The 13,522-nt window shown below is 73.9% G+C and carries 1 protein-coding gene (only partly in view); it reads right to left on the minus strand.

Annotation, left to right across the window (positions count from 1 at the left end; genetic code table 11):
* Nucleotides 1-13,522, minus strand: the 3' portion of a protein-coding gene (locus tag ACQP1P_RS26250; protein WP_433090131.1) for a type I polyketide synthase. Its footprint extends 13,505 nt past the window's final position; 13,522 of the gene's 27,027 nt are visible here — the last part of the coding sequence; its start codon lies beyond the right edge, outside the window; it ends in the stop codon at nt 1-3.

Raw genomic sequence — 13,522 nt, forward strand, 5'->3', positions numbered from 1 at the left:
TCAGCGCCCGAGCTGGCGGTTGATGAAGTCGAACAACTCGTCGTCGGTCGCATTCTGCAATTGCTCCGGCTCATTGTTCGTTTCCGAAACGGCGCGCGTGTCGCTCCATTTCGAAATAAAGGCCTGCATTTGTACGAGCAGTTTCTGCTTCGTCAGCGGGTCGGCGGCGCCACCGGCGAAGGCGGCCTCGACCCGCTCCAGCGCGGTCAGGACCGGCTCGGTCACCGCCTCCGGGCCGGCGATGAGCAGGCCCCGCAGGTGCTGGGCGAGCGCGAGCGGCGTCGGGTAGTCGAACACGACGCTCGCGCCGAGCTCGACCCCGGTGTCGGCGCGCAGCCGGTTGCGCAGCTCGACGGCGGTCATCGAGTCGAACCCGGCCTCGCGGAACGCCCGGGTCGCGGTGAAGTCGCCGTCGCCCTGGTGCCCCAGCACGGCGGCGGCCCGGCCGATGACGAGCTGGACGAGGTGCGCGTCCTGCTCGGCGACGGGCAGCGGGGTGAGGCGCTCCCGCAGCCGGTTGGCCACGTCGTCGCGGACGGCCGCGTCGGCCTCGGCCGCGGCCCGGCGCAGCTGCTGGACCTCGGGCAGGTCGTCGATCAGGGCCCAGGGGCCGACGTTCGCCACGATCCGGTCCCAGCGGATGTCGGCCACGATCGCCCGCGCGCCGCCCTGGGCGATGACGTCGCCGAGCGCGGGCAGCCGCGAGCCGTCCCAGGTGTCCCAGGCGATCGCGGTCGCCGCGATGCCGTCGGCCGCGGCGCGCTCGGCCACGGCCCCCAGGTAGGCGTCGGCGACGGCCTGGGCGGCCCCTTCGCCGGCGCCCCAGATCCCCGCCATCGAGGTGAACAGGGCGAGGGTCTGCAGCGGACGGCCGGCGACGGCCTTGCGGAGCTGGTCGATGGGGCCGGTGGCCGCCTGGACACCGGCGGCGAGCGCCGCGACGGTGAGCTCGGCGAGCGGGGTGGCGGGGGCGCGCCCGGCGATGTGGAACGCGGCCGTGATCGGCTCGGCGGCGTCCTCGATGCCGACGACCCGGGCTCCCCGGTCGGTGAGCCAGCGGGTGGTGTGCTCGGCGAGGGTACCGGCGGCGCCGGTGACGAGGGTGGTGTCGCGCGGCTCGTACGTGCCCGTGGCCGTGGTCTCGGCGGTGCGGGTCAGCCGCCGCGTGTGGACGGTGCCGGGCCGGATCGCGGTGTGCTCCCGGCCCGTGGTGAGGGTCTGGGCGAGCCGGGCGATGGCCTCGGCGTCGAGCTCGCCGGGCAGGTCGATCAGGCCGCGGTAGCGCTGCGGCTGTTCGACGGCGGCGACGTGGCCGAGGCCCCAGGTGGTGGCCTGGTCGGCGTCGGGCGCCTGGTCGCCGGGGCCGGTCTGGACGGCCTGGCGGGTGCAGAGCCACACGGCGACGGGCCGCTGGAGGAGTTCGAGGTTGGCGGCGAGGCCCCGGGTCAGGTTGGGGTAGTCGGGGTGGGTCGCGGTGTCGAGCGCGAGGAGGGAGACGACGGCGGTCGGCTCCAGTGCCGCGATCGCGGCGTCGGCCTCGGTCGTGGTCTCGACCACGGCGCCGTGCTCCCGCAGGCCCTTGGCGATCTGCTCGGCCGTGTCGGTGGTGGCCGGGGTGTGCACGAGCAGCCAGCGGTGGCCGGCGGCGTCGGCGTGCCCGGCCTCGTGGACGGCCTCGGGCACGACCGGCCAGGTGATGTCGTAGCGCCACTGCCGCGTCTGTTCCCGGCTGCGCATCCGGTCCAGCGCGGGCAGGACCTCGCGGAGCGGCTGGTCGGCGTCGAGGCCCTGCAGCAGCTGCCAGAGCCCGTCGTCGGCGCCGGCGGGCTTGACGGTGGGCCAGAACCGCTGGTGCTGGAACGGGTACGTGGGCAGCTCCGGCAGCCGCTCGCCCGGCTTGAGGATCCGTTCCCACGGGATGTCGACGCCGTGCGCGTGCAGCCGCCCCAGCGCGTCGGCGATGGTCGACCCGGCCCGCATGACCGGGACGGCCACGACCTCGTCGGCGTCGAGCATCGCCGTCAGCACCGCATCCGGCCCGACCTCCACGAACGTGTCCGCACCCTGCCCACGCACGAACGCGACCGCATCAGCGAAACGCACCGTGTCCCGGGCATGCCGCACCCAGTACTCGGCATCGAACTCGGTGATCAGCTCGCCGGTCACGGTGGACACGATCGGGATGCGGGGCGCGTGGAAGGTCATCGTCGCGACCTCGGCCCGGAACGGCTCCAGCATCGGATCCATCAACGCACTGTGGAACGCGTGCGACACAGCCAGCCGCTTCGTCCGGAACGGCAGATCCAAGGCATCGATCACCTCACCCGGCCCCGAAAGCACGATCGACTCCGGCCCGTTCACCGCCGCCACCGACACCCCATCCGGCAGCACGTCAGGAACGCCACCCACGGCCAGCATCGCCCCACCAGCCGGCAACGCCTGCATCAGCCGCCCCCGGGCCGACACCAGCCGGCACCCGTCCTCCAAAGACAGGACCCCGGCCACACACGCCGCCGCGATCTCACCAACCGAATGCCCCATCACCCACGCCACCGGGACACCCCACGACCGCAACAACTCCGCCGTGGCCACCTCCACCACGAACAACGCCGCCTGCGTGAACACCGTCTGCGCCAACCGCTCACCATCGGCGAACATCACCGACCGCAAACCCTCCGGCAGCAGCTCACACGCACGGTCGACCACACCCGCGAACACCGGGAACGCCTCGTACAACTCCCGGCCCATCCCCACCCGCTGCGCGCCCTGACCCGAGAACATCCAGACCAGCCCGGAGCGGTCGCCGGACCGGGTGCCCTCGACCGATCGCAGCCGGGTCACGAGCTCGGCCCGGTCGCGGCCCGTAACCGCCGCCCGGACGCCCAGGTGCGAACGGTGGACGGCCAGTTCCCAGGCCGGGTCGGCGCCGGAGGTCTCGGCCCAGTCGGCGAGCTGCGCGGCCCGGGCCTTCAGGCCGGCGGCGTCCGGCGCCGAGACCAGCCACACGCCCTCGACCGTTCCGCCCGTCGGAGCGGGCGCCTCGGCCGCGACCGCCATCGGGGGCGCTTCGAGGATGGTGTGCGCGTTGGTGCCGGAGATGCCGAACGACGACACCGCGGCCCGGCGCGGACGGCCGGTCTCGGGCCACGCCCGCGACTCCCGCAGCACCGACACCGCCCCGGCCGACCAGTCCACGTGCGGCGTCGGCTCCTCGGCGTGGAGCGTCTTCGGCAGCACGCCGTGCTCGAGCGCCTTCACCATCTTGATGACCCCGGCGACACCCGCTGCGGCCTGCGTGTGGCCGATGTTCGACTTCACCGACCCGATCCACAGCGGCTCACGGCGGTCGCGGCCGTAGGTGGCGATCAACGCCTGGGCCTCGATCGGGTCGCCGAGCCTCGTACCCGTGCCGTGAGCCTCGACAGCGTCGATGTCGTCCGGTTCGAGGCCGGCGTTGGCGAGCGCCTGGCGGATGACCCGCTGCTGGGCGGGGCCGTTCGGGGCGGTAAGTCCGTTGGAGGCGCCGTCCTGGTTGACCGCGCTGCCGGCCACGACCGCGAGCACGCGATGTCCGCGGCGGCGGGCGTCGCTGAGCCGCTCGACGAGCAGGACGCCGACGCCCTCGCCCCAGCCGGTGCCGTCCGCGTCCGCGCCGAACGACTTGCACCGGCCGTCGGCGGCGAGGCCGCCCTGCGCGTCGAACTCCAGGAACGCGCCCGGCGTCGACATCACGGTCACACCACCGGCCAGGGCGAGGTCGCACTCCCCGCTGCGCAGCGCCTGCGCCGCCAGGTGCAGCCCCACCAACGACGACGAGCACGCGGTGTCGACGGTCACCGCCGGGCCCTGCAGCCCGAACCAGTAGGCCAGCCGGCCCGACACCACCGACGCCGAGTTCCCCGTCGCCTGGTAGCCGTCGACCTCGGCCCCGGCACCGAGGAGGAGCGTGCCGTAGTCCTGGCCGTTCGTCCCCATGAACACACCGGTCAGCGAACCCTTGAGCCCGTCCACCGCGACCCCGGCGCTTTCGAAGACCTCCCAGCAGACCTCCAGCAGCAACCGCTGCTGCGGGTCCAGGGCCAAAGCCTCGCGCGGCGAGATGCCGAAGAACCCGGCGTCGAAGCCGGTCGCGCCGTCGAGGAATCCGCCGACCCGGGCGAAGTCGCCGCCCAGCGACTCCCAGCCGCGGTCGGCGGGGAACCCGCCCATGGCGTCGCCGCCGGTGTCGACGAGGTTCCACAGGTCGTCGGCGGTGTTGACGCCGCCCGGGAAGCGGCAGCCCATGCCGACGATGACGACCGGGTCGCCGTCCGTCTCGGCCTGGGCGCGCACCCGCACGGTGTCGTCCGCGTCGCCGGCGAGGAAGTCGGCCAGCTCCGCGACCGAGGGGTGGTCGAACACGACCGTCGAGGACAGCTCCACCCCGCACAACCGCGCCAACCGGTCCCGCAGTTCCACCGCGGCCAGCGAATCGAACCCCAACTCCCGGAACGGCCGCCGCACCCCGACCGCATCCACCCCCGCATGACCCAGCACCCCGGCAACCTCACGCCGGACCAGACCCACCAGCTCATCCCGCGAACGCCGCACCACCACCGCCGACGACACCGGCGCCTCGACCGGCGCCACCACGTCGAACAGGCCGCCGGCGCCGACCGAGCGGAAGACCCCGGCGAGCACGCGCCAGTCGGCGTCGACGACGGTCACGTTGGTGAGGTCGTGCTCAATGGCGTGGCCGAGGGCGGCGACGGCGGTGTCCGGGTGCATGGCGGTCAGGCCGCGGCGGGCCAGGTGCTGCCGGGTCTCGGCGTCGGCCATGCCCTCGTCGGCCCAGGGGCCCCACGCGATGCAGGTGCCGGCCCGGCCGCGGTGGCGCCGGTGCTGGGCGAGCGCGTCGAGGTAGGCGTTGGCGGCGCTGTAGGCGGCCTGCCCGGCGCCGCCCCAGACACCGGCGATCGAGCCGAAGAGGACGAACGCGTCCAAGGGAGTGTCGCCGAGCAGCTCGTCCAGGTGGGCGGCGCCGGCGGCCTTGGCGGCCATGGCCGCGCGGACGGATTCGGCGTCGGTGTCCAGCAGCGCCTCGGCGTGGCTGACGCCGGCGGCGTGGACGACGACGGACAGCGGCGGCCGGTCGGCGAGCCCGGCGAGCAGGTCGGCGACCGCGTCGCGCCGGCTGATGTCACAGGCGGCGAAGGTGACGGCGGCGCCGAGGGCCGTGAGCTCGTCGCGCAGCTCGGCGGCGCCGGGGGCGTGCTCGCCGCGGCGGCTGGTCAGCACGAGGTGCTCCGCGCCGTGCTCGGCGGCCCAGCGGGCGACCCGGGCGCCCAGGCCGCCGGTACCGCCGGTGATGAGGACCGTGCCGCTCGGCCGCCACTGCTCGCGCACGACCGGGCCGGCGGTGATCGGGGCCGGGACGAGCCGCGGCTCCAGGAGTCCGGCGGGCCGCACGGCGATCTGGTCGGCGCGCCGGTCGGCGGCGATCGCGGCGCAGACGAGCGCCGCCCCGCGCCCGTCGAGGTCGGGCCGCACGTCGATGAGGCCGCCCCACAGCGCCGGGTGCTCCAGGCCGACGGCGCGGCCGAGCCCCCAGACGGCCGCCGCCTCGGGGTCCACGGCGTGGTCGTCGGGGCCGGTGGCGACGGCCTGCTCGGTCACGCACCACACCGGCGCCTGGAGGCCGGTCCGGTGCAGGGCCTGGATCAGGGTGAGGACGCCGTCGAGGCCGAGCAGGCACACGACACCGGCGTAGGGCTCCGCGCCGAGGTTGACGGCCGGGCCGAGAACCAGGCGCGTCACGTCGGCCCCCTGCGCGGCGAGGGCGCCGGCGATCGCGTCGCCGTGACCCGGCGACGGCTCGGCCACCAGCCAGCGGCCGCTCAGGGGGGCGGACGGCGGGGTGGGCCGCGGCGTCCACGCGACGCGGTACGACCACGAGTCCAGGGTCTTGCCCCGGCCGCGGGCGTGCCGCCAGGAGGAGAGCGCGGGCACGAGCGTGTCGAGCGAGGCCCGGGTGTGCTCGCCGAGCTGGGCGACGAGCTCGCCGATGTCGGAGCGGTCGACCGCGGACCAGAAGGAGGCGTCCTCGGCCGCGATGGCCTTCGGGGCGGGCTCGGGCCAGAACCGTTGCCGCTGGAAGGCGTAGGTCGGCAGTGCGACGATCCGCCCGCCGGTGAAGGTGGTGCTCCAGTCGATGTCGACGCCGGCCACGAACAGCTCGGCAACGGCCCGCAGCAGCGTCTCGGGCTCGTCGCGGTTGCGCCGCAGGGAGGTCACCACGACGGCGTCCTGTCCGTGCAGGTGCGGGGCGAGGATCGCATCGGGCCCGACCTCCACGAAGGTGTCGACACCTTCGGCTCGCATGGCGGCCACGTTGTCGGCGAACAACACCGTGCCCCGCACGTGCCGCACCCAGTAGTCGGCGTCGAACTCGGAGATCAGCCCACCGGTGACGTTCGAGACGATGGGAATCTGCGGCGTGTGGAAGGTGACGGTGTCGAGAACCGCGCGGAACTCCTCCAGCATCGGCTCCATCAACGCGCTGTGGAACGCATGCGACACCCGCAGCCGGCTCGTCCGAACCCCGGGGAACTCGGGCAGCAACTCGGCCGGACCCGACAACACCCACGCGTTCGGCCCGTTGATCGCGGCGACGGAGACACCCTCGGGCACATCCTCCACCGGAGCACCGACCGCCAGCATCCCGCCACCAGAAGGCAGGGCCTGCATCAGCCGAGCCCGAGCCGCGACCACCTTGCACGCGTCTTCCAGCGACCACACCCCGGCCACATACGCCGCGACCAGTTCACCGATGGAATGCCCACCCACCACCGACGGCTGCAGACCCCAGGCCTTCAGCTGCTCGTAGAGGGCAACCTCGATCGCGAACAGCGCCGGCTGGGTGATCTCCGTGTCGTCGATCCGGTCATCCGGCAGCTCGCCGAAATGCCCGCGCACCTCGGCATGGACCCGGTTGAACACCGGGAAGTCCAGACCCGCACCCATCCCCGCGCGCTGGGCGCCCTGGCCCGAGAACAGCACCCCGACCCGGCGGGCCGCGGCGACACCCGTCACCGTCTCACCCGGCAACACCACCAGCCGGTGATCGAACCGAGGCCGCGACAGCAGTGAACGACCCGTGTCCGCGCCCGGGGTCAGACGCTCGGCATACGCACGCGCCGCCTCCGCCGAACGCGCCGACACCACCAGCGGCACCAGCGTGGAGGCCTCGACCGGCTCCGGGGCCGGCTGCTCGAACGCCTCCAGGATCACGTGGGCGTTCGTGCCGCTGATGCCGAACGACGACACCGCCGCCCGCCGGGGCCGGTCCACCGACGGCCACGACCGGGCCTCCGTCAGCAGCGAGACCGAGCCGGCCGACCAGTCGACGTGCGGGGTGGGCTCGTCCACGTGCAGGGTCCGCGGCAGCTCGCCGTGGCGCATGGCGAGGATCATCTTGATGATGCCCGCGGCGCCGGCGGCGGCCTGGGTGTGGCCGATGTTCGACTTGATGGAGCCGAGCCACAGCGGCCGGTCCCGGTCCTGGCCGTAGGTGGCCAGCAGCGCCTGGGCCTCGATCGGGTCGCCGAGGCGGGTACCGGTGCCGTGCGCCTCGACCGCGTCCACGTCGGACGGGCGGAGGCCCGCGCCGGCGAGGGCCTGGCGGATGACCCGCTGCTGGGAGGGGCCGTTCGGGGCCGTCAGACCGTTGGAGGCGCCGTCCTGGTTGACCGCGCTCCCCCGCACCACCGCGAGGATCGGGTGGCCGAGCCGCTGCGCGTCCGACAGCCGCTCCACCAGCAGCACCCCGACGCCCTCGGACCAGCCGGTGCCGTCGGCGGCCCCGGCGAACGATTTGCAGCGCCCGTCCTCGGACAGTCCACGCTGCTTCGTGAACTCCACGAACGCGCCGGGCGTGGCCATGACGGTCACGCCGCCGGCGAGGGCGAGGTCGCACTCGCCCTGGCGCAGCGACTGGGCGGCCAGGTGCAGCGCGACCAGCGAGGAGGAGCACGCGGTGTCGACGGTGACGGCGGGGCCTTCGAAGCCGAACGTGTACGCCACCCGACCGGACACCACGCTGCCGGAGTTGCCCGTGCCCAGGTACCCCTCGACGCTGGACTGGGCGTCGACGAGCTGGTTGACGTAGTCGTGGTACATCACGCCCGCGAACACGCCGGTGCGGGAGCCGCGCAGGTCGGCCGGGTCGAGGCCGGCGGACTCGAAGACCTCCCACGACGTTTCGAGCAGGAGCCGCTGCTGCGGGTCCATGGCGAGCGCTTCGCGGGGGCTGATGCCGAAGAACTCGGCGTCGAACAGGGCCGCGTCGTAGAGGAAGCCGCCGCGACCCGTGGAGCTCCCACCGTCGCGCAGGTACTCCAGGTCCCAGCCGCGGTCGGTCGGGAACGCGCCGATGCCGTCACCGCCGGTGCGCAGCAGGTTCCAGAGGCCCTCGGGGTCCTGGACGCCGCCCGGGTAGCGGCAGGCCATGCCGACGATCACGATCGGGTCGTCGTCCACCTTCGTCCGGGTGGCGACGACGGGCCCGGCCTCGGCGCCGGCGATCTGGTCGAAGACGAACCCGGCGAGCAGCAGCGGGTTCGGGTAATCGAATACCACCGTCGCCGGCAACTGCAGCCCGGTCGCCGACATCAGCCGGTTCCGCAGGTCGATCGCCGCCAAGGAGTCGAACCCCACGTCCCGGAACGCCCGGTCCAGCACCACCTGCTCCGGACCCGAGTACCCCAGCACCGCCCCCACATGCCCCCGGACCAACCCCACGACCACCGCACGAGCCTCGTCCCGCGACATCCCCGCCAACCGGGCCGCGAAACCACCACCCGCACCCACCGACACCGCCCGCCGCGCCGAACGCCCCACCAACGGCCGCAGCACATCCGGCACCACCACCAGATTCCGCAACGCCGCGATGTCGAACCGCGCCGCGACCACCAGCTCCGCGGGTGAGCCCAGCGCCGCGCCGAGCAGTTCGAGGCCGGAGTCGACGTCCAGGGCGGACGCCTTGGACCGCGCGAGGTCGGAGCCCATGCCGAGGTCCCACTGGCCCCAGGCGATCGACTGCGCGGGGAGCCCGAGCGCGCGGCGGTGGGCGGCGAGCCCGTCGAGGAAGGTATTGCCGGCGGCGTACGCGGCCTGGCCGGGGTTGCCGACGATGCCGGCGACGGAGGAGAACAGCACGAACATCCGCAGCGGACGGTCGAGGGTCGCCTCGTGCAGCCACCACGCGCCCGCGACCTTGGGGGCGAGCACCCGGTTGAGCCGTTCGGGGGTCAGGCCCGTGAACACCCCGTCGTCCAGGACGCCGGCGGCGTGCACGACGCCGACGAGGTCCGGGATTCCGGCGACCAGGTCCCGTACCGCATCCCGATCCGTGACGTCGCAGGCGACGACCCGGGCTCCGGGCACCTCGCCGCCGCGCCGGCCGGCGAGCACCACTTCGGCGACGCCGCACACGTCCACCAGCCACCGCGCCACGACCCGGCCCAACGCACCCAACCCGCCCGTGACCAGTACCGATCCGCCGGTGAGGTCGACGGCACCGGACGGCGACGAGGACCGCACGAGGCCCGGCACCAGCACCGCGCCGTCGCGGATCGTGGCCTCGGCGATGCCGGCCGCGACCACGCCGCCCAGCAGCTCCGGCGACGCGTCACCGGAGACGAGGACGATCTGCCCCGGGTTCTCGGCGGCCGCCACGCGCAGCAGACCCCATACGGCCGCCGCGCCCAGGTCATCCGGCTCCGCCACGACGACCAGGCGGCCGGAGCCGGCCAGCACCCGGCCCGCGACCGACAGCGCCTCGCCGACCAGCGCCTGCACCGCGTCGGGGACGGTACCGTCCGTCGCCGGCACCCGCCAGACGGTGACGTCCTCCGGCAACGGCGCCGGGGTGACCTGGCGCGGCTGCCGGTCCAGCTCGTACAGCGGGCGCCGCGCGGAGCTGCCGACCGTGACCTCGCGCAGCACCACCCGGTCGATGGAGACGACGGGCCGGCCGGACTCGTCGATGCCGGCGATCTCGAAGCCGGTCTCGGCGTCGCCGCGGACCCGGACCCGCAGGAGCGCGGCCCCCGACGCGTGCACCCGGACACCGCCGAAGACGAACGGCAGCCCGGCGCCGGGGTCGAGGAACCCGATCGGGTGCAGGGCCGCGTCGAGCAGCGCGGGATGGATCCCGTAGGAGCCGGCCGCGTCCGCCGCCGGGCCGCGCAGGGCGATCTCGGCGTAGATCTCGCCGTCCGCGCCGCGCCACGCCCGCTGGAGCCCCTGGAAGACGGGTCCGTAGGTGACCGTGCCGGGCTCGTACCAGTCCCCGGCCGCGATCTCGGTCGCGTCGGCGGGCGGCCAGGCGAAGGGGGCGCCGGGGTGCACCGAGTCGGGGTGCACCGAGTCGCCCAGGGTTCCCTCGGCGTGCCGGGTCCATTCGTCGCCGTCGTCCTGGCGGGAGTACACCGTGACGGTCCCGGCCACGTGGATCTGCACCGTGACCCCGCCGGTCGGCGGCAGGACCAGCGGCGCGAGGAGCGTCAGCTCGTCGAGCACGGTCGCGCCGACCTCGTCCCCGGCGCGCACCACCATCTCGACCAGCGCGGCGCCGGGCAGCACGACCGCGCCGCCGACGGTGTGGTCGGCGAGCCAGGGGTGGGTGGCGAGCGACAGGCGGCCGGTCACGATCACGTGGTCGCCGCCGGGCGCGCGGACGATGGCGGCGAGCAGCGGATGCCCGGCCACGCCGAGCCCGGCGCCGGAGACGTCGCCGAAGCCGGCGGCGGACTGCAGCCAGTAGCGCTCCCGCTGGAACGCGTAGGTCGGCAGCTCGACGACGCGCCCGCCGGTGAAGGTGGTGCTCCAGTCGATGTCGACGCCGGCCACGAACAGCTCGGCGACGGCCCGCAGCAGCGTCTCGGACTCGTCCCGGTTCCGCCGCAGCGACGCGACGACGACGGCATCGTCCCCGCGCAGGTGCGGCGCGAGGATCGCGTCGGGCCCGACCTCCACGAACGTGTCGACACCCTCAGCGCGCATCGCGGCCACGTTGTCCGCGAACAACACCGTGCCCCGCACATGCCGCACCCAATAGTCGGCATCGAACTCGGAGATAAACCCGCCGATCACGTTGGAAACGATCGGGATCTGCGGCGGGTTGAACGTGACCGTGTCGAGAACCGCGCGGAACTCCTCCAGCATCGGCTCCATCAACGCACTGTGGAACGCATGCGACACCCGCAGCCGACTCGTCCGAACCCCAGGGAATTCCGGCAGCAGCTCGGCCGGACCCGACAACACCCACGCATTCGGCCCGTTGATCGCAGCCACCGACACGCCCTCGGGCACATCCTCCACCGGAGCCCCGACCGCCAGCATCCCGCCACCAGAAGGCAGGGCCTGCATCAACCGAGCCCGAGCCGCCACCACCTTGCACGCATCGTCCAGCGACCACACACCAGCCACATACGCCGCGACCAGCTCACCGATCGAGTGACCGCCGACGACCGCCGGGTTCAGGCCCCACGCCCTCAACTGCTCATACAGGGCCACCTCGATCGCGAACAACGCCGGCTGCGTGACCTCCGTGTCGTCGATCCGCTCGTCCGGCAGCTCACCGAAATGCCCGCGCACCTCGGCGTAGACCCGGTTGAACACCGGGAAATCGAGGCTGGAGCCCATCCCGGCGCGCTGGGCGCCCTGGCCCGAGAACAGCACCCCGACCCGGCGGGCCGCGGCGACACCGGCGACCGGTTCGCCCGGCAGCAGCACCATGCGGTGGTCGAACCGGGCGCGGGACAGCAGTGAACGACCGGTGTCCGCCCCCGGGGTCAGACGCTCGGCATAGGCACGCGCCGCCTGCGCCGACCGCGCCGACACCACCAGCGGCACCAGCGTGGAGGCCTCGACCGGCTCCGGGGCCGGCTGCTCGAACGCCTCCAGGATCACGTGGGCGTTCGTGCCGCTGATGCCGAACGACGACACCGCCGCCCGGCGAGGGTGCCCGTTGACCGGCCAGGCCTGCGGTTCGGTGAGCAGGGACACGGCCCCGGCCGACCAGTCCACGTGCGGGGTGGGCTCGTCCACGTGCAGGGTCCGCGGCAGCACGCCGTGGCGCATCGCGAGGACCATTTTGATCACACCCGCGGCGCCCGCGGCGGCCTGGGTGTGGCCGATGTTCGACTTGACGGAGCCGAGCCAGAGCGGCTGTTCGCGGTCCTGGCCGTAGGTGGCCAGCAGCGCCTGGGCCTCGATCGGGTCGCCGAGGCGGGTACCGGTGCCGTGCGCCTCGACCGCGTCCACGTCGGACGGGCGCAGGCCCGCGCCGGCGAGGGCCTGGCGGATGACCCGCTGCTGCGACGGGCCGTTCGGGGCCGTCAGACCGTTGGAGGCGCCGTCCTGGTTGACCGCGCTCCCCCGCACCACCGCGAGCACCGAGTGGCCGAGCCGCTGCGCGTCCGACAGCCGCTCCACGAGGAGCACGCCGACACCCTCGGACCAGCCGGTGCCGTCCGCGGCACCCGCGAACGACTTGCACCGGCCGTCCGACGCCAGCCCCTGCTGCCGCGTGAAGTCCACGAACGTCCCTGGCGTCGCCATCACTGTCACACCACCGGCCAGGGCCAGATCACACTCCCCCTGCCGCAGCGCCTGCGCGGCCAGGTGCAACGCCACCAACGACGACGAGCACGCCGTGTCGACGGTGACCGCCGGCCCTTCGAAGCCGAACGTGTACGCCACCCGGCCGGACACCACGCTGCCGGAGTTGCCCGTGCCCAGGTACCCCTCGACGCCGGCCGGAATGTCCATGGGCCGCGAGGCGTAGTCGTGGTACATCACCCCGGCGAACACCCCGGTGCGCGACCCGCGCAGCTCGACCGGGTTCAGCCCGGCGGACTCGAACGCCTCCCACGACGTTTCGAGCAGGAGCCGCTGCTGCGGGTCCATGGCCAGGGCCTCGCGGGGGCTGATGCCGAAGAACTCGGCGTCGAACAGGGCCGCGTCATAGAGGAACCCACCCTGCTGGGTCGAGCTCGCCCCGCCGCGGAGCCCGTCGAGGTCCCAGCCGCGGTCGGTTGGGAACTGGCCGATGCCGTCGCCGCCGGTGTGCAGCAGATCCCACAGGCCGGCCGGGTTCTCGACGCCGCCGGGGTAGCGGCAGGCCATGCCGACGATGACGACCGGGTCGCCGTCGACGGCTCGGCGCAGGGCCACGGTCTCGTCCAGGTCGGCGCCGGCGATCTGGTCGAACACGAACCCGGCGAGCAGCAGCGGGTTCGGGTAATCGAACACCACCGTCGCCGGCAACTGCAGCCCGGTCGCCGACATCAGCCGGTTCCGCAGGTCGATCGCCGCCAAGGAGTCGAACCCCACGTCCCGGAACGCCCGGTCCAGCACCACCTGCTCCGGACCCGAGTACCCCAGCACCGCCCCCACATGCCCCCGGACCAACCCCACGACCACCGCACGAGCCTCGTCCCGCGACATCCCCGCCAACCGGGCCGCAAAACCACCACCC

This window comes from Dactylosporangium sp. CA-052675, assembly GCF_050947935.1.
Classification (GTDB): Bacteria; Actinomycetota; Actinomycetes; order Mycobacteriales; family Micromonosporaceae; genus Dactylosporangium.